Origin of the sequence: Amycolatopsis sp. cg13, from assembly GCF_041346965.1 — a bacterium.
Classification (GTDB): Bacteria; Actinomycetota; Actinomycetes; order Mycobacteriales; family Pseudonocardiaceae; genus Amycolatopsis.
On record NZ_CP166848.1, the window covers coordinates 7,250,024 to 7,273,945 of the forward strand.

Below are 23,922 nucleotides of genomic sequence, written 5' to 3' on the forward strand. Positions count from 1 at the left end.
GCCACGGAACTAGCGGCGGGGAGAAGGCGTGCCAGACCTTTCGGGCATCGTGAAGGCCTACGACATTCGCGGCGTGGTCGGCGAGCAGCTGGACGCCGCCCTCGTCCGGGACTTCGGGGCCGCGTTCGCGCTGCTCATCAAGCCCGAGGCACCGGCCGTCGTGATCGGCCACGACATGCGCGACTCGTCGCCCGGCCTGGCCGAGGCGTTCGCCGACGGGGTCACCTCCCAGGGCCTCGACGTGGTGTCGATCGGCCTGGCCAGCACTGATCAGCTCTACTTCGCTTCCGGTTCGCTCAACCTGCCCGGCGCGATGTTCACCGCCAGCCACAACCCCGCGAAGTACAACGGCATCAAGATGTGCCGCGCCGGCGCGTCCCCGGTCGGGCAGGACACCGGCCTCGCCGAGATCCGCGACACCGTCGAGCAGGGCGTCCCCGCCTTCGACGGCCAGCGCGGCACCGTCTCCGAGCGCGACGTCCTCAGCGACTACGCCGCCTACCTGCGCAACCTCGTCGACCTGTCGGGCTCGCGGCCGCTCAAGGTTGTCGTCGACGCCGGGAACGGCATGGGCGGGCACACCGTCCCGACCGTCTTCGACGGACTGCCGATCGACGTCGTGCCGATGTACTTCGAGCTCGACGGCACCTTCCCGAACCACGAGGCCAACCCGCTCGACCCGGCCAACATCGTCGACCTGCAGGCCAAGGTGCGCGAGGTCGGCGCGGACGCCGGGCTGGCGTTCGACGGCGACGCGGACCGCTGCTTCGTCGTCGACGAGCGCGGCGAGCCGGTGTCGCCGAGCGCGATCACCGCGCTGGTCGCGGTGCGCGAGCTGGCGAAGGAGCCGGGCGGAACGGTCATCCACAACCTGATCACGTCGAAGGGCGTGCCGGAGATCGTTTCCGAGCACGGCGGCAAGCCGGTGCGCACGCGGGTCGGGCACTCCTTCATCAAGGCCGAGATGGCCCGTACCGGGGCGATTTTCGGCGGCGAGCACTCCGCGCACTACTACTTCCGCGACTTCTGGCGCGCCGACACCGGCATGCTGGCCGCGCTGCACGTCCTCGCCGCGCTCGGCGAGCAGAACGGGCCGCTGTCCGCGCTCACCCAGGACTTCTCGCGCTACGCGGCGTCCGGCGAGATCAATTCGACGGTCAGCGACCAGGTCGCGCGGATGCTCGCGGTGAAGGACGCGTACGCGGGCAAGTCCGGCGTCGAGATCGACGAGCTGGACGGGCTCACCGTGCAGCTGCCCGGCGGCGCGTGGTTCAACCTGCGCCCCTCCAACACCGAACCGCTGCTGCGGCTCAACGTGGAGGCCGCCGACCGCGCCGCAGTCGAGGCGCTCACCGCCGAGGTGCTGGCCATTGTCCGGGCCTGACCCGCTGGCGCCGGATTGTGTCCGGAAGGCGCCCTCAACACCCCAACGACGCGTGGTATGGAGGAACTATGGCCATCACGCTTGACGCACAGCTGCTGGAGATCCTCGCGTGCCCGTCGCCGGATCACGCCCCGCTGCGTCCCGGCACGCCGGACGACGCCGAGGCGGACGCGCTGACCTGCACGGAATGCGGCCGCGTGTACCCGGTGCGCGACGGCATCCCGGTGCTGCTGCTCGACGAGGCGACGCTGCCCGGCTCGGCCGGCCAAGGCGACAGTGCTTGACCATGCTTGACGATTCCCTGCTCGACGACTCCGCGCGGCTGGCCGACGCCGACCGCGCGGGGTTGCTGCGTGCTGCCGCGATGGCGGGCGCGCAGGTGCGGGCCACCGCCGAGGCGGCGGCCGAACTGGAGCTGAGCGAACGGCTGGACGTCGGGCGTCCGCGTTCGCTGGTGCTCATCGACCGGCCGGGGGTGAGCCGCACGCTCACCCGGCTGCTGGCCGCGTTGCTCACGCCGTCCTGCCCGGTGCCGGTCGTGGTGGCCGAATCGGTACCGGCCTGGATCGGCGCGCTGGACGTGGTGTTCGCGCACACCGACGACGCGGGCGACCGCGAGCTGGCCGCTTCGCTGGAGCGCGCCGCCCGGTTCGGCGCGTCGGTGGTGCTGTCCGCGCCGGCGGAGGGGCCGGTCGCGGCGTCGGTGGCGGGCAAGGGCGTGCTGCTCGCGCCGCGCGTGCCGGTGCCGCCGGAGCTGGCGTTCCCGCGCGGGCTGGCCGCCGGGCTGCTCACCGCGAACGCGCTCGGCCTGCTGGTCGCGGACGTGCAGGCGCTCGCCGACCAGCTCGACCTCGAAGCGGAGAAGGATTACCTGGCGCGCGAGTCGTTCGCCAATCCGGCGAAGGCGCTCGCGCTGCGGGTCGCGGACCGGGTGCCGCTGCTGTGGGGGCTCGACCCGGTCGCGGTGGCGGTCGGCGAGCACGCGGCGCACGCGTTCGCCGCGCACGCCGCGCTGGTGTGCGACGTCGAGGACTACCGGCAGGCGCTCGCCCGCCCGGCGTTGCGCCGGGTCGCACAATCAGGCGGCGTGGAGCGAGACATTTTCGCCGACCCGGACGACTCTCCTGGTGGAGTCGCGACGCGGGTGCTGCTGCTGTCGGTGCGGACCGGTCCGGCCACCGAGGCGGCCCGGTACCAAGCCGAGGAGTTCCTGCCGGGTGCGGACCTGATCGCGCCTGCCGAGGAGATCGAGGCAGACGAGATCGTCCGCGCCGCGGTGCTGGCGCTGCGGTTCGAGCTGGCCGCGGTGTACCTGGGGCTGGCGGCGGGCAGCATCGGCGGGGCCGGGAGATACGAACCGGCCTCCGCCTGAGGGAGCAGGGGGGAACGCGGGCAGGCGATTCCGCCGCCGCGTGCGTCGGCCCAGTGCCGACGGGAAGGATTGGGAGTTGACAGTGGAGCTGTTGCGCAACGCCGTACGGCCCTACGCCTGGGGATCGCGAACGGCCATCCCGCAGCTGCAGGGACGTCCGGTGCCGGCGCCGCACCCCGAGGCCGAGCTGTGGATGGGAGCGCACCCGGGGGACCCGTCGCACGTGCTCGGCCCGGACGGCGCCGAACTGAGCCTGCTCGAACTCGTCGACGCCGATCCGGTCGGCCAGTTGGGCGAGGACTGCGCGCGGCGCTGGGGCAACCGGCTGCCGTTCCTGCTGAAGATCCTCGCCGCGGAAGAACCGCTGTCGATGCAGGCGCACCCGTCCGCGGCTCAGGCCGCGGAAGGCCACGCCCGCGAGGAGAAGCTGGGCATCCCGCGCGACGCCGCGAACCGGAACTATCCGGACCCGACGGCGAAGCCGGAGCTGGTCTGCGCGCTGACAGAGTTCCACGCGCTGGCCGGGTTCCGCGACCCCAATCGGACGGTCAAGCTGCTGAAGGCGATCGAGACGCCCGGCCTGGGCAAGTACACCGGACTGCTGGAAGCCCAACCGGATCCGGCGGGCCTGCGGGCTCTGTTCACCACCTGGATCACGCTGCCGCAGTCCGCGCTGGACGAGTTGCTGCCGGAAGTGCTCGACGCGTGCGTCCGGCACGTCCAGGACCACGGCGAGTTCGCGACCGAATGCCGCACGATCCTGGAACTCGGCGAGACCCACCCGCGCGACGCCGGGGTGCTCGCCGCGCTGCTGCTCAACCGTCTGACCCTGCGTGCCGGCGAGGCGATCTACCTGCCCGCCGGGAACCTGCACCTGTACCTGCACGGCACCGCGGTGGAGATCCTGGCGAACTCGGACAACATCCTGCGTTGCGGTCTCACGCCGAAGCACGTGGACGTGCCGGAGCTGCTGCGCGTGGTCGACTTCGCGTGCGGGGAAATGCCCGTGCAGCACGGAGAATGCGCCGGCCAGCGGATGGCGGTGTACCACACGGACGCCCCGGAATTCGAACTGTCGCGGGTCGAATGGGCGGCTGGTGACGACGCCGAGCTGGAGGTCGACTCGGCCGGGCCGCAGATCCTGTTGTGCACCGAAGGGGATCTTCTGGTGGTCGCCTCGGACGGGGAGCAGGTGGAGCTGCGGCGGGGGCAGTCGGTGTGGCTGCCCGCGGCCGATCCGGCGGTGCGGGTGCGTCCGTTGGCCGGGGCGCGGACGCAGCTGTTCCGGGCTACTGCTGGGACTTGCGAATTGTGAGCTGACCTGCCGGTTGTCAGGCCCAGCGCTTCCCGCCGCCAAGGCTGCTCTAGGCTCCCACCGGGCAATTCGGGCGCGGAGCAGGGGAGCGGGAAGTGTCAGCTGGCGGGGGAACCAAGGCGATCATCGCGGCGCTCGCCGCCAATGCCGGGATCGCGGTGGCCAAGTTCGTCGGCTTCCTGGTCACCGGGTCGTCGTCGATGCTGGCGGAGGCGGTGCACTCGCTGGCCGACACGTCGAACCAGGGGTTGCTGCTGCTCGGGCAGAAGACCTCCAAACGGCGCGCCACCAAGGAGCATCCGTTCGGCTACGGCCGGGACCGGTACTTCTACTCGTTCATCGTCGCGCTCATGCTCTTCACGCTCGGCGCGGCGTTCGCGCTGTACGAGGGCATCCACAAGATCATCGAGCCGCAGCCGCTGGATACGCCGGTGGTCGCGGTGGTCATTCTGGTCGTCGCGATCTGTCTCGAGGGCTACAGCTTCCTCACCGCGATGGGCGAATCGCGCAAGATCAAGGGCAATGTGAGCTGGTGGCGGTTCATCCGCCAGGCCAAGGAGCCCGAACTGCCGGTCGTGCTGCTGGAGGACTCCGGCGCGCTGCTCGGCCTCGTGTTCGCGTTGCTCGGCGTCGGGCTTTCGGTGCTGACCGGCAACCCCGTTTTCGACGGCATCGGCACGGTCTTCATCGGCGCGCTGCTGGGCGTCATCGCGGTCATCCTGATCATCGAGATGAAGAGCCTGCTGATCGGCGAGGGCGCGACCGACACCGATCTCGCGACCATCGTGGACGAGCTGGCCGCGGGCAAGGTCGAGCGGGTCATCCACATCCGCACCCAGTACCTCGGCCCGGACGAGCTCCTCGTCGCCGCGAAGCTCGCGCTCGTGCCCGGTCTCGACACCGCCGCGATCGCCACGGCGATCGACGACGCCGAGGCCCGCGTGCGCGCGAAGGTCCCCGTCGCGACGCTGATTTACCTGGAGCCGGACCTCGACCGCGAGACGCGCTGACTGTCCGGGCAGCTGGCGCCCAACTGACACGCTAGGGTGGCGCCCGGTCCCCACGAAGGTCACCGCAGGAGGTCAACGTTGCCCGGCACTGGGTTGTGGCGCACCAAGTCAATCGAGCAGTCCATTTCGGACACCGATGAACCGGAGACGAAACTCCGCAGGAACCTGAGCGCGTGGGACCTCACGGTCTTCGGCGTCGCGGTGGTCATCGGCGCCGGCATCTTCACGCTCACCGCGCGCACGGCGGGCGACTTCGCCGGGCCGTCGGTGTCCGTCGCGTTCGTGATCGCGGCGATCGCCTGCGCGCTCGCCGCGTTGTGCTACGCCGAATTCGCTTCCACCGTCCCGGTCGCGGGCAGCGCGTACACGTTCTCCTACGCCACCTTCGGCGAGTTCATGGCGTGGATCATCGGCTGGGACCTGATCCTGGAGCTGGCCGTCGGCGCCGCCGCGGTCGCCAAGGGCTGGTCGTCTTATCTGCAGACGGTGCTGGAGTACATCTTCGGCAAGGGAACCAAGACGTCGATCGATCTCGGCGGTGGTTTCGCGATCGACTGGGGCGCGTTCATCGTCGTCGCCGCGCTGGTGACGCTGCTGGTGCTCGGCACGAAGCTGTCGTCGCGGTTCTCGATGGTGATCACCGGCATCAAGGTCGCCGTCGTGCTGTTCGTGGTCATCCTCGGCATCTTCTACATCAAGTCGAGCAACTACACGCCGTTCGTCCCCGAGGGCAAACCGGCGGGCTCCGGCGAAAGCGGCGTCGACCAGTCGCTGTTCTCGCTCATCGCGGGCGGCGGCAGCAGTTCGTTCGGCATCTTCGGCCTGCTGGCCGGCGCGTCGATCGTGTTCTTCGCGTTCATCGGGTTCGACATCGTCGCGACCACTGCGGAGGAGACCCGCAACCCGCAGAAGGCCGTGCCGCGCGGCATTTTCGGCTCGCTGGCGATCGTGACCGTCCTGTACGTCGCGGTGTCGCTCGTGGTCGTCGGCATGGTGCCCTACACCGACCTGTCGACCTCGGCGGGCGACGGCAGCCACAAGACGCTCGCCACCGCGTTCTCCGCGAACGGCGTCGACTGGGCCGCGAACATCATTTCCGTCGGCGCGCTGGCCGGTCTGACCACCGTCGTCATGGTCCTGATGCTCGGCCAGGTGCGGATCATCTTCGCGATGTCCCGCGACGGCCTCATGCCGCGGTCGCTGGCCAAGACGAGCGACCGCGGAACGCCGAAGCGCGCGACGATCGTGGTCGGCGCGCTGGTCGCGGCGGGCGCGACGTTCTTCCCGGCCGACAAGCTCGAGGAAATGGTCAACGTCGGCACGCTGTTCGCGTTCATCCTCGTGTCCGCGGGCGTGCTGGTGCTGCGCAAGACCCGCCCGGACCTGACGCGCGCCTTCCGCGTGCCCGCCGTGTGGGTCATCGCGCCGCTGGCGATCCTGGCGTGCCTGTGGCTGATGCTGAACCTGACCGTGCTGACCTGGCTGCGGTTCGTCGTCTGGATGGTCATCGGCGTGGTCATCTACTTCGCCTACAGCCGGCGGCATTCGCTGCTCGGGAAGCGGCAGTCGGGCATCGCGCAGGGCGGGGCGGTTTCCGAATCCGCGCCGCCGGTCGCCGACTGACCTGTTTTAGCTGCTCAGCGGCCCGTCGCCCAGTGTGGGCGACGGGCCGTTTCGCGTGTGTGGTCACGGGCGCGCAACTCGCGGATTTCGGTTCGGACGGCGACTCGAACCCAGGGTGATCGGGCAACTGCGGGTGCGATACTCTCCGCGTCGTCTCCCTCTGACGGGTTAATCACTAGCGGGTAATTCGCGCGAACAGTGGTCGGGGTTCCTACGGAGGGTCGTGGTTTCGCATGCGCTTTCCCCCGTTCGGATTTTCCTTCGAGGAGTAACTCCATGCCCATCCCCACCAAAATTCGCGCCGGGTTCGCCGTTGCCGCGGTCGCCGGGCTCGCCCTTCTGAGCACGGCGACGTCCGCGTCCGCCTGCACCACCGGCGACCACCGCGGGAACCCCGTGCCCGGAACGAAGATCACCGACTGCAGCAAGGTCGAGGGCGTCAGCGGCAGCAAGCTGGACGAGGGTGACCTCAAGTTCACCGGCGGCAACGGCGAGAAGTCGCTGACCATCACCGAGACCGCCGAAGGCGTGACGGTCCAGGCGATCGTGGTCGTGGGCGGCGACGACGGCCACTCGGTCTACGTGCCGGGCGCGAAGAAGCTTCCGAAGGTCGCGCCGTGGACGGACCTGGTCGCGCCGCACAACTATGACGGGTCGCAGCCCAAGATCGACCGGTGGTTCGCTTGCGGGGTCAAGACCGCGCCGACCAAGCCGCCGGTCTCGGAGACCCCGACCACGACTCCGTCGCAGCCTGCTTCGGAAACCCCGACCACCACGCCGGGCACCTCGGCGACCTCCTCGGTCCCGGCAGGCGCGACCTCCGCTCCCGCCACGACCAGCGCCCCGGCCGCGGTCCCGGCGGGCAACCAGAACGGCACCGGCGGCGGCCTGGCCAACACCGGGTTCGACAACGCCTGGCTGTTCTGGATCGCCGGTGTGCTGATCGTCGCCGGCGGCGGCCTGCTCGTGCTGCTGAAGCTGCGTCGTCGCGGCACCAACTGATCTGAAAGTCCGTGCCGGGTTTCTTGAGGGAATCTCCCCTCGAGAAACCCGGCACTGGCGTTTTCAGCGAGGGCGGGGCAGGTCGCCGAAGAGCGAACCCTGTTCGCCCAAGGTGCGGGCTCGGCCGTTGGGGCGGCCCAGTCCCGCGGCCATCGCGACTGCGTTGTCCCACTCCGGATCGGCCAGATACTCGGTGTGTTTGAGGACTCCAGGGGCCCAGCGGCTGCGGCCGTCGGGGGCTCGCAGCGGGTCGGGCACCCAGTGGTCGCCGCCCAGGATGAGGACTCCCGCGTCGTCCGGGGTGGCTTCCAGGGCTCCCCATTTGCCTTCCGGCAGATAGCCCTCGCCGAGCAGGTGGCCGCCGCTGGTTTGGTGCCGCCAGGTGGTTACGCCGCCGCCGAAGATGTCCGTTCCCCGGCACAGGGCGCGCCAGCGGCCGTCCAGTGAGGCGAACAGTTCGGCCAGCGAATCCTGCGGCAGCACTGCGGGGAAGGCGCGTTGGTAGCCCCACTGCAGCGGCGAGCCGGCGGTGAGCAGGCCGACTCGGTCGCGCTCGTCCGGCGGGAGTTCGGCGGTCAGCTGGGCGGCGGTCAGCACCGTGAGGATGCTGCCCAGGTTCAGGCCGGACAGGACGACTCGGGTGCCGGGTTCGGCCAGGTGTTCCTTGACCCGGTCGGCCAGTTCGGGGACGACTTTGAGCGCGTAGCAAGGCGGTACGCCGGGGTGCGCGGCGCGTGGCCAGAAGGAGACGAGGTCCGCCAGGGCACCCAAGTGTCGGCTGCGCTGGGGGGAGCGGGCCGCGGAGTAGACCACTCGCAGCAGACCGGCGGCCAGTGCGCCGAGCGCGAATACGCCGATCGCCGAGACCGTGGTGAACCAACTGGGCTGCAGGTTGAAGCCGAACCGTACGACCAGCAGGGTGATCGCGCCGACGCACAGGCCCAGCGCGACGATCAACGCCAGATGGTGCAGGTGGCGGCGTTCCCAGGCAGAGCGGGCCCAGGCCCGGGCGGCGTCTTGTTCTTGCTGCTCGTCGTGTTCCATCAGTTCGACGATCGGCGGGATGCCGCGTCGGCGGCGGCGCAGCGGGATGCCGATGGCGTACCCGGCGATGGCGAGCAGGGCCATCAGGCCTAGCCCGCCGCCCCACAGGACGGTGACCAGGTCGTACGTCGTGGGCAGGGAAAGCTTTTCGGCGCGGAGCAGTTTTCGGACGGCGATCGCCAGACCGGCGCCGAAACCGCCGCCAAGCAATCCGGCCAGCGCGAGAACCGGGGCCGCGGCCCAGCCGCCGAGCCACGGGCGGAGCCGGCGCGGACGGTCGCGCCAGGCTTTGCGGGCCAGCAGCGCCGACGGGATCAGCGCGAGTGCGAACAGCAGCGTGACTACGAGCAGCGAACCGCCGAGGCCTTCGACGGTGTTGTCGACGCCGGGGAGCCGGTCGTCGACTGGCTTGGCCAGCACGGCGGCGAAGATGACCAGCAGGGTCGCGAAGGTGATCAGGCTTCGGCGCGCGATGGTGCCGGTGTCGCTGCCGATCGCGCCGCCGATCAGGACCGCGAGGACCAGCGCGAGCGTGCAGATCCACCCGACCAGTTCCGGGATTTTCGTGGGCACGTGAAACGGCCCGCCCAGCAAGAGCAAGGAGATGCAGGCAAGCGCGGCGACGGCGTGGGTCGCGGACATTCCGGGCGCTTCCGGATCCGCGCGCAACCGCATCGGGACGCCTTTGCGGCCGGGGTGTTCGGGCGGGCGGACCCGCCAGTTCGTGGACGAGATCCGGTGCAGGGCGTAGACCAGGGCCAGGAGCACCGCCACGCCGATGCCGATGCGCAGCGGCCCCTTGCGCAGTTCCGGGGCCACCCAGGTGAGACACGCTCGCCCGGGCGCGAGGCATTGGGTCGCGACGAGGTCGAGCACGGCCGCGGCGACCTGGCTGACCAGCAGCATGGTGAGCAGCACCGAGGCGATCCGCAGCAGGCCGCGGCACAGGCCGCCGAGCCAGCGGGCGCGGTGCACCGGCGGCAGCATCCAGAACGCGACGTTCGCCAGCGAGAACGGGAACAGCAGCGCCCAGGCGGCCTTCGCGACGCCGCCGGACGTCATGCCGCTCCACAGGTAGCCTTCGACGGTGCGCGGGATCGACCGGCCGAGCGCGGGCACCACCGGACCGGGTGCCGGACGCCGCAGCCGGTCGGCCGGGCGCACCACGCGGCCGAGTTCGTCGCCGGCGACGTCGACGGTCTGGACCGTGTCGAGGAGCGTCTCGCCGCTCGTGCCCACGAGTCCGGACACCCTCATTTCGACGATGCGGGTGTCAGGGCCGGGGAGCGGGGCGGGCACGGTGATTCTCTCCTCATCCGTTCGAGTCAGGGTCGAGCCGACAACGGTACTGTTCAGGTGCCATCAAACCTTGGAGGAACCGCACTATGACCCCCGAAAGCGTTGTCAAGCGGCACGACACCCGGGGCGGCATCGAATTCGCCGTCGCCGATCTCGAGGCCGCCGAGTTCGGCCGGAAGGAGATCCGGCTCGCCGAGCACGAGATGCCCGGCCTGATGGCGCTGCGTCGCGAATACTCCGAGGTATACCCGCTGCGCGGCGCGCGTATCGCCGGCTCGCTGCACATGACCGTGCAGACCGCGGTGCTGATCGAGACGCTGGTGGCGCTCGGCGCGGAGGTGCGCTGGGCTTCGTGCAACATTTTCTCCACCCAGGACCACGCCGCGGCCGCGGTCGTCGTCGGGCCGCACGGCACCGCCGAGGAGCCCAAGGGCGTCCCGGTGTTCGCGTGGAAGGGCGAAACGCTCGAGGAATACTGGTGGTGCACTGAGCGGATGCTCACGTGGGAGGGCGAAGGCCCGAACATGATCCTCGACGACGGCGGCGACGCCACCATGCTGGTGCACAAGGGCACCGAATACGAGAAGGCCGGCGTGGTCCCGCCCGCCGACGACGAGGACCCCGAGGAGTGGAAGGTCTTCCTCGAGCTGCTGCGTGCTTCGGTCGCCGCGGACAAGGGCAAGTGGACCGCCATCGGGCAGAGCGTCAAGGGCGTCACCGAGGAAACCACCACCGGCGTGCTGCGGCTGTACCAGCTGGCGGCCGCGGGCGAGCTGCTGTTCCCGGCGATCAACGTCAACGACTCGGTGACGAAGTCGAAGTTCGACAACCGCTACGGCATCCGGCACTCGCTGATCGACGGCATCAACCGCGGCACCGACGTCCTGATCGGCGGCAAGGTCGCGGTGGTCTGCGGCTACGGCGACGTGGGCAAGGGCGCGGCGGAATCGCTGCGCGGCCAGGGCGCCCGGGTGATCATCACCGAGATCGACCCGATCTGCGCGCTGCAGGCGATGATGGACGGCTACGAGGTCAAGCGCCTCGAGACGGTGCTGGACGAGGGCGACATCTACGTGACCACCACGGGCAACAAGAACGTGGTGATGGTCGAGCACATGGCGCGCATGAAGCACCAGGCGATCGTCGGCAACATCGGCCACTTCGACAACGAGCTCGACATGGCAGGCCTCGCTCGGTACCCGGGCGTGCGGCGCGTGAACATCAAGCCGCAGGTCGACGAGTGGGTCTTCCCTGATGGCAAGAGCATTCTGGTGCTGTCCGAGGGCCGCTTGCTGAACCTGGGCAACGCGACCGGGCACCCGAGCTTCGTGATGTCGAACAGCTTCGCGAACCAGGTCATCGCGCAGGTCGAACTCTTCACCAAGACCGAGGAGTACGACAAGGAGGTTTACCGCCTCCCGAAGAAGCTGGACGAAAAGGTCGCGCGAATCCACCTCGAGGCACTGGGCGGCGAGCTGACGAAGCTGTCGAAGGAACAGGCGGAATACATCGACGTGGACGTCGAAGGTCCGTTCAAGTCGGAGCACTACCGTTACTGATCGCTGACACTGAAGCCGCCCCGGAATGCGTTTCGGGGCGGCTTTTGTCTGCACTGGGAAACGTTTGAGGGCTTCGCTTCCGGTACCTGCTTTCCTGATGACATGAAAAATCCGAATGTGCGGATCAGCGATGGGGAGCAAGCACTGCTTGCCGAAGGCAAGATCGTGTGCTTCGAGCCCGAGCGGGAACCGGTCGGCCTTGACGAGATCGAGCGACTCTCCGGCGGCTGGGGCACTGCGGTCAGCGAGGCGCTCGACTGGACAAGGGGAGAGTGGTGACCGGCAACCGCTCTGGACTCCTTGTCCGCTAACGCGGATACCGCATCGTCAACACCGCAGTAGCCGGTCCGCCGATTCCGCGGTAAACATGATCCGTTTCCGCGATAAACGTATGCGTCCCGGCAGCCGAAACCGTCACCGGAGCGGAAACCGGCCCCACCTCCGCCACTCCAGTCAATACAGTCAGAACTTCCCGCACCCCAGCGCTATGCGGATGCGACACCTGAACCCGCTCATGGATCGTCAGCCGGTAAACCTCGGTCACGCCCTCCGAGTCCTCCCATCGGCCCAGCAGGGTCGCGGCCACGCTGTCGCCGTGCGCCTCAGCCACGCCGTCGTCGCCGAAAAGCAAGTCGCTCAACGGGATCGACAACGCGGTGGCGATGGCGAACAGCGTGTCCAGCGTCGGGTTCCGGCGGCCGTTTTCCAGTTCCGACAGGGTTCCCTTGCCGAGGCCGCTGTCGGCGGCGAGCGTGGTCAGGCCGACGCCCGCGCGGGTGCGCAGCGTTCGGATGCGGGTACCGACCGCCGCGGCGAGGGCGCGGCCGTCCGGGGCGGGTGACGTCGACACCCGGCCTAGTCTAGTGTTCTGTTTACAGAACAGCTGGAGGTGTGCCGATGTCGGCAATGCAGAACGTGCAGGACGCGCTCGATGAGGCAGGCGTCGCTGGTCAGGCGCGGACTCTCCCGCAGTCCACGCGGACGGCGGCCGAGGCGGCGGAAGCGCTGGGCTGCACCGTTGGCGCGATCGCGAACAGCCTGGTCTTCATGGCCGACGACGCCCCGCTGCTGGTCTTGACCAGTGGCGCGCACCGGGTGGACGTCGAGGCGCTCGCCGCGCGGCTCGGGCGCGGCCGGATCCGCCGGGCGAAGCCGGACGAGGTGCGCGCGGCGACTGGGCAGGTGATCGGCGGGGTCTCGCCGGTCGGGCACCCGGCGCCGCTGGAGACCGTGGTTGACGAGGCGTTGCAGCAGTACTCGGAGGTGTGGGCGGCGGCCGGGACGCCGAATGCCGTCTTCCCGACGACGTTCGACGAACTGGTCCGGATCACCAAGGGCACGCCGCAGCGGGTGGACGGATAAAGCGGCTCTTCACGGCCGATGGCGGAAGCTGATGCGCATCAACCGGCTGTCCGCCCAGTCTTCGAGCCGAGTCGGCCGGATGGTGCCGGGATCGTGGGGCTGATTGAGGTCCGCGACGATCTCCGCCAGCACGGCGTGACGTTCGGCTGGGTCGGTGGCCGGCGTCGCCCGTGCGGGCAGATCCGCGCGGATTCCGTTCTTCAGGTGGAAGACGAAGTCGGGATTGGCGAGAAGGTTCGCATGCCAGTCGGTCGCGGCACCGCCGGCGCCGCTGCACAGGTAGGTGGCGCCCGCTGCTCGGTAGAAGAAAATCTCGATGCGGCGTGGCTTGCCGGTGCGGCGGCCCAGCGTCGTGATGTCGATGATCCGCTCCCTGGTGCCCGCGGCGGGGGTGATCTCGATGGCTCGCCGGAGGTGGCTGGGCAGGTGGGACTCGGTCGGGTCTGGAGCGCTCATGCTGCCTCGGCCGGAAGGGCCGGGCCGAGGAGGAGTCCGCCGTCGATGACGTACTCGGACCCCGTAATGAACGACGCGTCCGATGACGTGAGGAACAGAAGGAGCCGAGTGACGTCGGCCGGCTCCCCGAGCCGGGGAATGGCGAACGGCTCTGGTGAGTAGAAGTCGGCGATCGCCGCGGTGGCACCGGCCGCCGGTTCGTGGATGAAAGGGGTCGAGATCACGCCGGGGTGGATGGTGTTCACCCGGATGCGGTCGCGGCCGAGTTCGAGCGCTGCCGTTTGGGTGAGGCCTCGCACGGCCCATTTGCTGGCGACGTACGGCGCGTAGTGCGCCGTGCCGCCCAGGCCCATGATCGAGGCGACGTTGACGATGGCTCCCCCGGCGGCGCGGCGCAGGGCCGGGGTCGCGATCTTGATGCCGAGGAAGATCCCGGTGAGGTTGATGCCGAGGATGCGCGACCACGTCGCCTGATCCGTGTTCTCGATTGTCGCCGGCGGATTCTGCACGCCCGCGTTGTTGACGAGCACGTTCAAGGCGCCGAAGGCGCTCTCGGCGGCTAGCACGGCGGCGGACCACGAACTCTCGTCGGTGACGTCAAGGCGGACGAAGCGAGCGCGGGGTCCGAGTTCGTCGGCGAGAGCGGTGCCGCGTCGCACGTCGATGCCGCCGATCATCACGTTCGCTCCCTCCGCGTGAAAGGCGCGCACGTGGCTCGAGCCTTGGCCGCCGGCGCCACCGGTCACGAGCACGGTCTGGTTGTCGAAGCGGGACATCGAATGGTCCTTCGGTGCATGGGTGGTGAGCCGGGTGACTCACCACTCCAACGCTAGGGCGGCGGCAGTGGTGAGTCAAGCCACTCACCTCGTAGGCTCGGCCCATGGACAGGGTCGTACCGACGTATCACCAGCGCGTCGCCCAGGAGAAGCGCGCGCTGATCGTGGCGGCCGCGACCTCGCTGTTCCTCGAATTGGGGTACGACCGGACGTCGCTGGCGCGAATCGCGGACCGTTCGGGTGTCTCGCGGGCCACCCTGTTCAAGCAATTTCCGAGCAAGGCCGCCCTGTTCGACGCCATCGTGACCGAGGCATGGGCGACCGCCGGCGAGGAGGATCCACCGCCGGCGGGCAACGTCGTCGACGGGCTCGGCATCATCGGTCGCCGTTACGCCGAGCTGCTAGGCCAGGCCCGGATGACCGACCTGTTCCGGATCGTCATCGCGGAGCTGCCGCGGTTCCCTGAACTGGCCCATGCGCAGTTCTCGCAGGGGAAAATGCCCTACTTCGAGTCCGTGCGCAGCTACCTGCTGGCTGAGCATGAGGCGGGAACGGTGCGGATCGAGGACGCGGACCTCGCCGCCACCCAGTTCCTGGGCATGATCTCCAACTACGTCTTCTGGCCGGCACTCCTGGTGCCGGACTGGAAAGTGAGCGCCGAACGCGTCGCTCAGGTAGTCGACGAGGCCGTCCGCACCATTGCCGCCCGGTACGCCGTGAATGGGCCGGGCGCGTCTGTCGGCGATTGAGTCAGTTCCATTCCACCGCGATGCCGGCCAGCCCCGGGCCGGTGTCGCGGAAATACCCGCTCGTCACGCCGCCGGTGTCGCACGGCAATTCCTCCGCCTCGACCGGCAGGGCGTCGTCGCGGGCGCGGACCTCGCGGGTGATCCGGGCGGGCATCGCGGTGGGCGCGAACTGCAATTGCAGCAGATAGCTCGCGCATTGGTCGCGAAGCATCCGGTAGTACCCGGGGAACGTCACGGCGGAATTGTCGTGGATTTCGAAGCAGAAAACGTGGATCTCGCCCTCGGCGAGCTTCCGGTCGAAAAGCAGCTCCGTCGCCATCGTCTCGCGCGCCGGATGCCTGCGGATCCGGCCGACGCGGCAGCCTTCCGCGGTGATCAGCTCGACGTCGTCGATCCGGCAGCCGGGGTCGCCGTTGTAGACGGCCACGTACCGGTCCGGGCCGTGCCGCCGCGCGCGGGTGACCAGCCGGGTCCGGAATTTGACCTGGTGCTGCTGCTCGTCGATGGTGATCTGGTCGTGCACCGACAGCATTTCCAGGTCGGAATTCGACTGCCGGGACGTCGGCGGCGCGCCGAGGTCGCTCATCAGCTGCTCGACGATCGCGCCCATCTCGCCCGAGCGCAGGTCGTGGAACGACGCCGCCGCCTGATGTCCGCGCGGACGCGCCGTGCGCGGGCCGATCAGCACCACCAGCGAGTCCGCCGGCAGTTGCAGCACCGACTCCAGCGCGCGGACCGCGGGCAGCGCCTTGGGCACCTCCGGCTGGCGGAGCCCGCGCTGCCAGTAGCTCAGCGTCGACTGTCCGATGTGGACGCCGCGGAGCGCGAGGTGCGCCCGCAGCCGGGCGAGTGACAGGCCGCGATGCGCGATCGCGAGCCGCAGCGCCTGGTGGAATTCACCGGACCGCAGTGCTTCGCCGAGCTCGGGCGGCAGTTCACCCGCGCCGCGCCGGCCAGGTTCCATGATCAGTGGGCCATCCCCGTCTCGTGCCACCGCTGTCCCTTCAACGCCGCCCGTGCGCTGGGCGTGAATGCCGCGGAACGTTCACGTTAGCAGCGCGCGGTTACGGGTCCGGCCCCCGTTTGGTGTGCTTGGCCACGGAAGGGTAACCGTTCCGTGTTCCACCGCCGACCCGGAACACCCCCGTTGCCGGACGGGCATCTTGCTCGGAGTGATCGACCGGTTCACCGTTGTGACCACCACTGGCCACGTCTAGGCGGGAGGTGCGTCATGGGCTTGGGGAAACCGAATCACGTGGGGAGCACTGCCGGGCGGGTCCGGCGGTCCTCGACCAGTTGCCGAAGGCACGTCGGACGCTTGCTGCTCCTCGTGGCGTTCACGGGCCTGGCGTTGCCGGTGTCGGCTCCGGGCGCGGGCGCGGCGCAGCCCGCCGACACCGGCAACGCCCACCTTACGGCCGTGCCGCGCAGCGAGGTGGTGCCGCGAGACGGCCAAAGCACGCCGGCGCAGCCGCACGGCGACGACTGGATTCCGCTGCTGTGCCTCGCCGGGCTGCTGGTCGCGGTGCCGGTGGGTTACTTCGGCTACGTCCGCGCGCGCCGCGAGGCAGCCTGAGCGAGCCACCAAGTATCTTCGACGGCGTGGGGCGACTGGTCGTAATCGAAGGTCTGGACGGCGCGGGCAAGCGCACGCTGTCCGAGGGGCTGACTGCTGCGCTGACGGACGCTGGCGCGAGCGTCGGCAGCCTCGCTTTCCCGCGTTACGGCAGGAGCGTGCACGCCGATCTGGTGCGCGAAGCGCTGCATCGCGGGCACGGCGACCTCGCCGATTCGGTGTACGGAATGGCGCTGCTCTACGCCCTCGACCGCAGCGGCGCGGCTGACGAGATCCGCGAACTGCTCGCGGCCAACGACGTGGTCCTGCTGGATCGCTACGTCGCCTCGAACGCCGCGTACGTCGCCGCGCGCCTGCGCGAGCACGCGGATGGCGCTGTGGTGCAGTGGGTTTGGGACCTCGAGGTGACGCGGTTCGGATTGCCGCGCCCGGACGCGCATCTGCTGCTGCGGGTGAGCCCGGAGGTCGCTGCCGAGCGGGCAGTGCGCCGAGCGGAGTCGGACGCGGCGCGGACGCGGGACGCGTTCGAGTCGGATGATTCGCTGCAGCAGCGTTGTGCCGCGGTGTATGACGAGTTGGCTGCGGAGTCGTGGCTGGCACCGTGGCATGTGCTGGACGGTGTGGCTGGGGTTGATCTGCCGACGTTGGCGAAGTCGCTGCTGGCTTAACCCAAGGCCGCAGTCGCGGCGCGCAGTTCGTCGAGTGCCTCGGCCGCCAGCGCACCGAACTCCCGCCGATTGCCTTCCTCGATCCATCGGTGGAAGGCCGTGCCGAACGCGAGGCAGCCCAATTCGGCCGCGATGTGCGCGGTCGGTTCGCCGACTCCGCGCGCGGCGAGCGCGTCGTGCATGCCCGCGACCAGCCTGGTGCGCTTGAGCAATTCGCGCTCGAGCAAGTCGTTGTTCGCCGCCACGACCGGCTGCCGTTGCCGGGCCAGAGCGAGCCGCTCGCCGGTGAAAACCGTCGCGACGGCATCCAATGCCCCGCCGACCGCTTCGAACGGCGTCGCGCCCGCTGGCGTCCCGGCAATGCCCTCGGAGAACAGCCGGGTCAGTTCCTCCTGGCCGCCGAACAGCACTTCCCGTTTGTCGGCGAAATAGCGGAAGAAGGTCCGCTTCGTGAGACCGGCGCGTTCGGCGATCTCGGCGACCGTCGTCTGGTCGTAGCCGCGTTCGGTGAACAGGTCGAGCGCGGCCCGCTCCAGGCGTTGGCGTGCGTTCGGTTCCCAGCGGCCCATGCCGTCCAGTCTAGGTGATGACACCGGATGACATGAGGCGTACTGTGATGTCACCAGGTGTCATCAACATGGAAAGGAAGGCCCATGCGGGTTTTCGTCACCGGAGCCAGCGGCCACGTCGGCTCGGCCCTCGTCCCCGAACTGCTCGCCGCCGGACACGAGGTGGTCGGCCTCGCCCGGTCGGACGCCTCCGCCGCGACGCTCGCCGAACGCGGCGCGCGGGTGCGGCGCGGCGACCTCGACGATCTCGACGGCCTGCGCGCGGCGGCGGCCGAGGCGGACGGCGTCGTGCACTTGGCGTTCAAGCACGACCTGATGGCCAGCGGCGAGTTCGCCGGAGCGGTCGACGCGGATCTCGTCGCGCTGAAAGCGCTCGGCGAAACCCTCGCCGGCACCGGAAAACCACTGGTCTCGACCTCCGGCACCCTGATGTTCGCCGGGCTCGGCCGCACCGGCACCGAGGACGACCGGCTTCCCGGCGGTCCGCGCGTGGACGCGGAAAACTACGTGCTCGGGCTCGCCGACCGCGGTGTCCGGTCGTCAGTCGTGCGGCTGCCGCCGTCGGTGCACAGTTCGCTCGACAAGCACGGTTTCGTCCCGACCATGATCCGTTTCGCCCGCGCGGCCGGGGTTTCGCCGTACGTCGGCGACGGGGCCAACCGCTGGTCCGCCGGGCACACGCTCGACGCGGCCCGGCTCTACCGGCTCGCGTTGGAGAGCGCGCCTGCCGGGGTCGTGCTGCACGCGGTCGGCGACGAGGGCCTTTCGCTCCGGCAGATCGCCGAGACGATCGGTGCCCGGCTCGGTGTACCGGCGAAGTCCATCACCCCGGAGGAAGCTCCGGCGCACTTCGCGTTCCTGGCGCCGATGGTGCAGTCGGACGCGCCGACGTCCGCCGCGCGCACGCGTGAACTGCTCGACTGGAAGCCGGAACACCCTGGCCTGCTTGAGGATCTGGCGGAGGAGCACTACTTCGCTACGGCGTGAACCTCGCCGGATCGAACAGCGCGATCGGATGCCGCGTCGCGCCGTCGACGATCAGGTCGGCGAGGATTTCCCCGATCACCGGCACGAATTTGAAGCCGTGGCCGGAAAATCCGCACGCCACCACCGCGCGCGGATGCTTCGGGTGCGGGGCGATCACGAAATGCTCGTCCGGGGTGTTGGTGTAGAGGCAGGTCGCCGCGCGGCGGAAGGTCGCCGGGAGCGTCGGGATCCGGGAGCCGACAACCGCGGCGACAGTGCGTACCTCGTCGTCGTGGATCCGCCGGTCGATCGTGTCGGCCGTGCACGGTTCGCCGCCAAGGTGTATCGCAACCTTGACGCCTTGCGCGGTGTGCGCGGGGAATCCGTAGAACTGGCCGCCTTCGGCGGTTTCCCAGAGGTAGACGGGATGGTCGACGAACGGGCGCACGTCCTCCGGTTCGAACCAGTACTGGACCTGGCGGCGCACCTCGAAATCGACGCCTAGGTCGCCGAGCAGCACGGGAGCCCACGCGCCGGGGCACAGCACGAGCCGCTCGGCGGTGTAGTAGCTCGAAGCGGTGCCGACGCGCACCCCGTTTTCCGTGCTGGTCCAGGTGAAAACCTGCTCTTCGTGGTGCAGTTCGGCACCGTGGCGCGCGGCGAGTCGCAGATGCGCGGCGACGCTTCCTTCCGGCGACACGAAACCGGCGCCGGGTTCCCACAGCGCCACCTCGTCCTCGGCTGGGGAGATGGTGGGGAACCGGTGCCGGATCTCGTCCGCGTCCAGGATTTCGTGCGGGATGTCGAATTTCTCGGCGGAAAGCGTGCTGCCCGTGATCGTGCGCGACTCCGGCGGTCCGCCCATCACCGCGCCGCAGCGGGTGAACAGCGACCGTCCGGAGTCGCGTTCGAGCTGATCCCACATCTCGTGCGCGCGCAGCAAAAGCGGTACGTAATCCGGCCCTTCGAGGTACGCCTGCCGCGTGATCCGCGAACCGCCGTGGCTCGAACCGAGGTTGTGCACCGGCGCGAACTGATCGATCCCGAGCACCTTCTGGCCCCGCTGCGCCAGCCGGTAGGCAGCCGCGCTGCCCATCCCGCCGAGACCGATCACGATCACGTCGTAATGCGTCATTCAGTGCTCCTCAACGGTTCCGCGGCCACCTTCGCCGCGAACCGTTCCCCGAAGTGTTCGATTTCCACTGGCGTGCGCGGCCGGGCGTCCTCGACGGGAAGCCAGGCATAAGCCAGGTTTTTGTCGACGGTGTAGCCGTACGCGCCGCTCGTGACGTATCCCGCCGGGCGGCCGTCGACGTACACCGGCTCGCGACCCCGCATGACGGAATGCGCGTTGTCGACGACCAGGCACACCAGTTTCCGCCGCACTGTCGAAGGAGAACGGTGCAGAAGCGTGTCCCGGCCGAGGAAGTAGCCCTTGTCCATCCGCACCACGAACCCGAGCCCGGCTTCGTACGGGTCGTGCTCGGTGGTCACGTCGATGCCGCAGCTTCGGTGCCCTTCCTCCATCCGGAGGCTGCGCAGCGCGTCCTCGCCGGCCGCCACGATCCCGTGCGGCTGCCCGGCTGACCAGAGTGCGTCCCACAGCGACCGGCCGAGGTCCGCTCCGGTGTGCAGTTCCCAGCCGGGTTCGCCGACCTCGGACCCGCGCAGCACGGTCACCGGCACGTCGCCGACGTACGTCCGCCAAACGCGGGAGTCCGATGTGGACAGTTCGGGCAGCACCCGTTCGGCGAGCGGTCCCCAGAGGCCGAGACAGCAGGTCCCGCCGGTCGTTTCGCGCAGCTGGACCGAACCGTCGCCGGGCAGATGACGACGCAGCCACGCGACATCCCGGTGGTGGCGCGCGGCGACGTGAAACTGCTCCACGCCGAGCCGGGCGACGGTGAGATCGCTGCGGACGCCGCCGTCCTCGCCGAGCAGCAACGTGTCGGTGACGGAGCCGGGCGGACGGTCGAGCTGGTTCGTGGTCATCGTCTGCAGGAACGGCAGCGCGCCGCGGCCGGTGATCTCCAGCCGTCGCCGCGGGGTCAGGTCGAACAACGCCACCCGGCTCCGAGTCGCGACGGCCTCCGCGCGACTGTCGGAATACCGCTGCGGCCGCGCCCAGCCGTCTTCCTCGCGAAACTCCGCTCCCAGCGCGACTTCGTGCTCGTAGCACGGTGAGGTCCGCAGCAGGTCCGTCGCTGGTCGTTGATGCCCGGCTGTCGCCAAACTCCGCTCCCGAACGCGACCGGGAGCGAGCTGCAGCCGATCGAACCGGGCGAGGTCGACGGAGTGCAGGTCAAGGTGCGCTTGCCCCTCGATGAGCCAGCGCGTCAGCTCGCGCGCGACCCCGGCGGACCACGCGCAGTCCACCGCCTCGGCGACCCAGAACCCGTCGAGATCCGGATGCTCGCCCAGCAACGGCAACCCGTCCGGCGTACCCGCAACCAGCTGCCGGACGCCCTCCTCGACCTTCGCCTCAGCCAGCGCGGACACCAACCCGAGCGCAGCCGTCCACGACTCCTCGAAACCCGCCGGAGCGAACTCGGCATCCGGCTCGACCGGGCCGAGCGCGCTGATGCCCAGCCGGTCGACGTGCTCGCGCAGCGACAGCCCGGCACCGCGCAGGATCGGTTTGTCCGCCTCGGTGAAGTGGTCGTTGTCCCCGGCGAGCTGCGCCAGCGGCGTGGTCCGCGCGTGATCGACGGCGATCGGCACCACCGGCACCGCGATATCGACCAGCCGCCCGAACCGCGGCCCGCGCACTCCGGCGCACGAGATGACCACGTCGGCGCGGAACCGGTCGGTCGCGGTCGCCACCGCGGTCACCCGGCCCGCCGTGCGCACGATCTCGACAATCTCTTGTCCGGTAAGGAATTTCGCGCCCCGTTCCTTGGCGCGGCGGGCTTGGGCGAGCGCCGCGCGGATCGGCTTGACGAGCCCGTCGCCGGGCAGATGCAGGCCGCCGAGCACCTTCGCGGGGTCGAGCAGCGGGTGCAGCTGGGCGCATTCGCCCGGTTCGCGCAGGTAGCCGCGGACGCCGGACGACGTCGCCCAGCCAAGCCGTTGCCGCAGCCGGGAAAGCTGCTCCGGCGTGGTCGCGAGTTCCAAGCTTCCGACGGGCTGGAAACACCAGCCGCCGTCGACGGTCAGCCCGCTGTACTTCTCCGCCGTGTACTTCGCGAACTCGGACGCCGTGCGGTCGGCGTGCGTGCGGAACAGCAGCCCCGGCCCGGCCGAAGCGATCGCCGGTTCCGGTTCGAGAACGGTGACGTCCGTCCAGCCTCGTTCGGTCAGCTCATCGGCGACCGCGCAGCCGAGGAGCCCGGCGCCGAGCACAACCACCCGCGGTCGCACCGCCATCGCGAGGTACCTCCTGCCTGCCGGCCGTCGCGACGGCCCGGCTCGGGACGAGACAGGCATGCCGGAACGCCCCCGCCGGGGAACGGACGCGTTGCGGATGGAGATCGATGTTCCGTCTGCTGCAACTCACAAATTGCGGGATCGCGGGCGCGCTGTCAAGAGAGCCGCCGCGGCCTGGGAGGTCACGCGGAAAAGTAGCCAAGCTGAGCGGAAAGCTCCCGTGCCGCCTCGGCCATCGGCGCGACGATCTGCCGGATCCGCTGTTTGGACAGCCGGTAGGACGGACCGGACGCGCTCATCGCCGCGACGACGTCGCCGCCGGGCCCGCGCACCGGCACCGCGACCGCGTGCATGCCCAGTTCCAGCTCCTCGAAGGAAGCCGCGTAGCCGTCCTCGGCGACGCGCTCCAGCTCGGCCGCCAGCTCGTCGCGGTCGACCGTGGTGCGCGGCGTGAACTGCTCCAGTTCGTGCGCGAGCATCCGCTTGCGCTCGGCGTCGTCCATCGCGGCGAGCAGCACCTTGCCGCTGGAGGTGGCGTGCAGCGGCGTGCGTTGTCCGGTCCAATTCTGCGTGGTGATCGCCGCCGACCCGCGGGCCTGGCTGATGTTGATCGCGACGCCGTCGTCGGCGATCGCGATGTTGACCGTCTCGCCCAGTTCCTCGGCGAGCGTCTGGCACGTCTGCCTGCCGAGCTTCGCCAGGTCCATCCGGCCGGTCGCGGCGCCGGCCAGCCGGACCACGCCGAACCCGATCGCGTACTTGCCGCGTTCGCCCAGCTGCTCGACCAGCCCGTGCGCCTCCAGCACGCTCAGCAGCCGGGACGCGGTGGACTTGTGCACGCCCAGTTCGCCGGCGATCTCGGTGATGCCGGTTTCGCCGTTGCGGGCCAGCAGCTCCAGGACTGTGATCGCCCGGTCGACGGACTGCACCGCGCTTCCCGTTGCGTTTCCCGAGTCCTGGTTCCGCATAGCGCAACAGTAACCGTTCGGCTGCGATCTGTTCGGCTGAGCGGGCGAATCCGGTCGCGGCCGGACGCCGGAAGGGGCCGGATGGCCCAACCGGGCCGGTGATCTTGATCTTTCCGGTGGTCAAACGCGCGGGTCGTGCGCGCGAGTGCGGGCGGTAGTGCGAACATGTGGTCATGAAGGCACGTGTCTTGGTGGTCGACGACGACCCGGCGCTGGCGGAGATGCTCACCATCGTCCTGCGCGGGGAGGGGTTCGACACCGCGGTCGTCGCGGACGGTTCGCGGGCGCTGCCCGCGCTGCGGGAGCTGAAACCGGACCTCGTCCTGCTCGATCTCATGCTGCCCGGCATGAACGGCATCGACGTGTGCAAGGCGATCCGCGCCGAGTCCGGCGTGCCCATCGTCATGCTCACCGCCAAGAGCGACACCGTGGACATCGTGCTCGGGCTCGAGTCCGGCGCCGACGACTACGTGGTCAAGCCGTTCAAGCCGAAGGAACTCGTCGCCCGCGTGCGCGCCCGGATGCGCCGCACCGAGGCCGAGCCCGCCGAATCGCTCACCATCGGCGACCTCGCGATCGACGTTCCCGGCCACGAGGTCACCCGGGAGGGCAAGGCGATCCCGCTGACCCCGCTCGAGTTCGACCTGCTCGTGGCGCTGGCCCGCAAGCCGCGCCAGGTGTTCACCCGCGAGGTGCTGCTGGAGCAGGTGTGGGGTTACCGCCACGCGGCCGACACCCGGCTGGTGAACGTGCACGTCCAGCGCCTTCGCTCGAAGGTGGAGAAGGACCCGGAGCACCCCGAGGTGGTGCTGACGGTGCGCGGAGTCGGGTACAAGGCCGGCCCGCCGTGATCGTGCG

General features: G+C 69.8%; 24 protein-coding genes. 15 read left to right on the forward strand and 9 right to left on the reverse strand.

Annotated features, from left to right (window positions below; translation table 11 throughout):
• The first annotated feature begins 28 nt into the window (after positions 1–28).
• The 7 genes from AB5I40_RS34065 (at position 29) to AB5I40_RS34095 (ending at position 7,706) form a co-directional block, all read left to right on the forward strand.
• On the forward strand, positions 29–1,384 hold the full coding sequence (locus AB5I40_RS34065) for a phosphomannomutase/phosphoglucomutase (protein WP_370934288.1): 1,356 nt from the start codon (positions 29–31) through the stop codon (positions 1,382–1,384).
• Between the two features lie 68 nt (positions 1,385–1,452).
• The gene (locus AB5I40_RS34070) at positions 1,453–1,668 is read left to right on the forward strand and encodes a Trm112 family protein (protein ID WP_370934289.1); all 216 of its coding nucleotides are present in this window, start codon (positions 1,453–1,455) and stop codon (positions 1,666–1,668) included.
• A 2-nt stretch (positions 1,669–1,670) separates the two neighbouring features.
• Positions 1,671–2,756, forward strand: a complete 1,086-nt coding sequence (locus tag AB5I40_RS34075) for a hypothetical protein (RefSeq protein WP_370934290.1) — start codon at positions 1,671–1,673, stop codon at positions 2,754–2,756.
• Positions 2,757–2,838: 82 nt separating this feature from the next.
• A complete protein-coding gene (manA, locus tag AB5I40_RS34080) occupies positions 2,839–4,071 on the forward strand; it encodes a mannose-6-phosphate isomerase, class I (protein WP_370940674.1) in 1,233 nt (410 codons plus the stop codon).
• Between the two features lie 95 nt (positions 4,072–4,166).
• Positions 4,167–5,081, forward strand: coding sequence for a cation diffusion facilitator family transporter (locus tag AB5I40_RS34085; RefSeq protein WP_370934291.1), 915 nt, complete (start codon positions 4,167–4,169; stop codon positions 5,079–5,081).
• Positions 5,082–5,159: 78 nt separating this feature from the next.
• The gene (locus AB5I40_RS34090) at positions 5,160–6,704 is read left to right on the forward strand and encodes an amino acid permease (RefSeq protein ID WP_370934292.1); all 1,545 of its coding nucleotides are present in this window, start codon (positions 5,160–5,162) and stop codon (positions 6,702–6,704) included.
• Between the two features lie 276 nt (positions 6,705–6,980).
• Positions 6,981–7,706: an LPXTG cell wall anchor domain-containing protein gene (locus AB5I40_RS34095; RefSeq protein WP_370934293.1), complete on the forward strand. Its 726-nt coding sequence runs from the start codon at positions 6,981–6,983 to the stop codon at positions 7,704–7,706.
• Between the two features lie 63 nt (positions 7,707–7,769).
• Here the strand turns inward: AB5I40_RS34095 and AB5I40_RS34100 are convergent, their stop codons facing one another.
• Positions 7,770–10,007, reverse strand: coding sequence for a hypothetical protein (locus tag AB5I40_RS34100; protein WP_370940675.1), 2,238 nt, complete (start codon positions 10,005–10,007; stop codon positions 7,770–7,772).
• 128 nt (positions 10,008–10,135) lie between these two features.
• On the opposite strand from AB5I40_RS34100, the gene ahcY reads away from it, so the two are divergent.
• Both ahcY and AB5I40_RS34110 read left to right on the forward strand, forming a co-directional pair.
• Entirely contained in the window at positions 10,136–11,608 is a 1,473-nt protein-coding gene (gene ahcY / locus AB5I40_RS34105; protein WP_370934294.1) for an adenosylhomocysteinase, read from the forward strand.
• 102 nt (positions 11,609–11,710) lie between these two features.
• The gene (locus AB5I40_RS34110; RefSeq protein ID WP_370934295.1) at positions 11,711–11,887 is read left to right on the forward strand and encodes a hypothetical protein; all 177 of its coding nucleotides are present in this window, start codon (positions 11,711–11,713) and stop codon (positions 11,885–11,887) included.
• 28 nt (positions 11,888–11,915) lie between these two features.
• Here AB5I40_RS34110 and AB5I40_RS34115 read toward each other — a convergent pair whose 3' ends face one another.
• Entirely contained in the window at positions 11,916–12,458 is a 543-nt protein-coding gene (locus AB5I40_RS34115; protein ID WP_370934296.1) for a helix-turn-helix domain-containing protein, read from the reverse strand.
• Between the two features lie 47 nt (positions 12,459–12,505).
• On the opposite strand from AB5I40_RS34115, the gene AB5I40_RS34120 reads away from it, so the two are divergent.
• The gene (locus AB5I40_RS34120) at positions 12,506–12,970 is read left to right on the forward strand and encodes a YbaK/EbsC family protein (RefSeq protein ID WP_370934297.1); all 465 of its coding nucleotides are present in this window, start codon (positions 12,506–12,508) and stop codon (positions 12,968–12,970) included.
• A 9-nt stretch (positions 12,971–12,979) separates the two neighbouring features.
• Here AB5I40_RS34120 and AB5I40_RS34125 read toward each other — a convergent pair whose 3' ends face one another.
• Together AB5I40_RS34125 and AB5I40_RS34130 are read right to left on the reverse strand one after the other, a co-directional pair.
• Complete coding sequence (locus AB5I40_RS34125) at positions 12,980–13,426, reverse strand: nitroreductase/quinone reductase family protein (protein WP_370934298.1); 447 nt, start codon at positions 13,424–13,426, stop codon at positions 12,980–12,982.
• Positions 13,423–14,202, reverse strand: coding sequence for an SDR family oxidoreductase (locus tag AB5I40_RS34130; RefSeq protein WP_370934299.1), 780 nt, complete (start codon positions 14,200–14,202; stop codon positions 13,423–13,425). Before AB5I40_RS34130 ends, AB5I40_RS34125 begins: the two co-directional genes overlap by 4 nt.
• A gap of 104 nt (positions 14,203–14,306) precedes the next feature.
• Between AB5I40_RS34130 and AB5I40_RS34135 the strand changes: the two genes are divergently transcribed.
• On the forward strand, positions 14,307–14,951 hold the full coding sequence (locus AB5I40_RS34135; RefSeq protein ID WP_370934300.1) for a TetR/AcrR family transcriptional regulator: 645 nt from the start codon (positions 14,307–14,309) through the stop codon (positions 14,949–14,951).
• A 1-nt stretch (position 14,952) separates the two neighbouring features.
• Here the strand turns inward: AB5I40_RS34135 and AB5I40_RS34140 are convergent, their stop codons facing one another.
• Positions 14,953–15,915 carry a hypothetical protein gene (locus AB5I40_RS34140; protein ID WP_370934301.1) on the reverse strand — a complete coding sequence of 321 codons (963 nt, stop codon included), beginning with the start codon at positions 15,913–15,915 and terminating at the stop codon, positions 14,953–14,955.
• Between the two features lie 366 nt (positions 15,916–16,281).
• On the opposite strand from AB5I40_RS34140, the gene AB5I40_RS34145 reads away from it, so the two are divergent.
• Both AB5I40_RS34145 and AB5I40_RS34150 read left to right on the forward strand, forming a co-directional pair.
• On the forward strand, positions 16,282–16,527 hold the full coding sequence (locus AB5I40_RS34145; protein WP_370934302.1) for a hypothetical protein: 246 nt from the start codon (positions 16,282–16,284) through the stop codon (positions 16,525–16,527).
• Between the two features lie 26 nt (positions 16,528–16,553).
• Positions 16,554–17,195 (forward strand): dTMP kinase, encoded by a 642-nt coding sequence (locus AB5I40_RS34150; protein WP_370934303.1) that lies wholly within the window; start codon positions 16,554–16,556, stop codon positions 17,193–17,195.
• On the opposite strand, the gene AB5I40_RS34155 is transcribed toward AB5I40_RS34150, so the two are convergent.
• Positions 17,192–17,764, reverse strand: coding sequence for a TetR family transcriptional regulator (locus AB5I40_RS34155; RefSeq protein WP_370934304.1), 573 nt, complete (start codon positions 17,762–17,764; stop codon positions 17,192–17,194). The two genes, AB5I40_RS34150 and AB5I40_RS34155, sit on opposite strands and share 4 nt — an antisense overlap.
• 84 nt (positions 17,765–17,848) lie before the next feature.
• Between AB5I40_RS34155 and AB5I40_RS34160 the strand changes: the two genes are divergently transcribed.
• Positions 17,849–18,751: an SDR family oxidoreductase gene (locus tag AB5I40_RS34160; protein ID WP_370934305.1), complete on the forward strand. Its 903-nt coding sequence runs from the start codon at positions 17,849–17,851 to the stop codon at positions 18,749–18,751.
• Here AB5I40_RS34160 and solA read toward each other — a convergent pair.
• From solA to AB5I40_RS34175, 3 genes are all read right to left on the reverse strand, one after another.
• Complete coding sequence (solA, locus tag AB5I40_RS34165) at positions 18,741–19,865, reverse strand: N-methyl-L-tryptophan oxidase (RefSeq protein ID WP_370934306.1); 1,125 nt, start codon at positions 19,863–19,865, stop codon at positions 18,741–18,743. The genes AB5I40_RS34160 and solA overlap by 11 nt on opposite strands.
• Entirely contained in the window at positions 19,862–22,096 is a 2,235-nt protein-coding gene (locus AB5I40_RS34170) for an FAD-dependent oxidoreductase (RefSeq protein ID WP_370934307.1), read from the reverse strand. Before AB5I40_RS34170 ends, solA begins: the two co-directional genes overlap by 4 nt.
• Positions 22,097–22,278: 182 nt before the next feature.
• Positions 22,279–23,064 carry an IclR family transcriptional regulator gene (locus AB5I40_RS34175; RefSeq protein WP_370934308.1) on the reverse strand — a complete coding sequence of 262 codons (786 nt, stop codon included), beginning with the start codon at positions 23,062–23,064 and terminating at the stop codon, positions 22,279–22,281.
• Between the two features lie 173 nt (positions 23,065–23,237).
• On the opposite strand from AB5I40_RS34175, the gene mtrA reads away from it, so the two are divergent.
• Positions 23,238–23,915 carry an MtrAB system response regulator MtrA gene (mtrA, locus tag AB5I40_RS34180; RefSeq protein ID WP_005150760.1) on the forward strand — a complete coding sequence of 226 codons (678 nt, stop codon included), beginning with the start codon at positions 23,238–23,240 and terminating at the stop codon, positions 23,913–23,915.
• Positions 23,916–23,922: the final 7 nt, after the last annotated feature.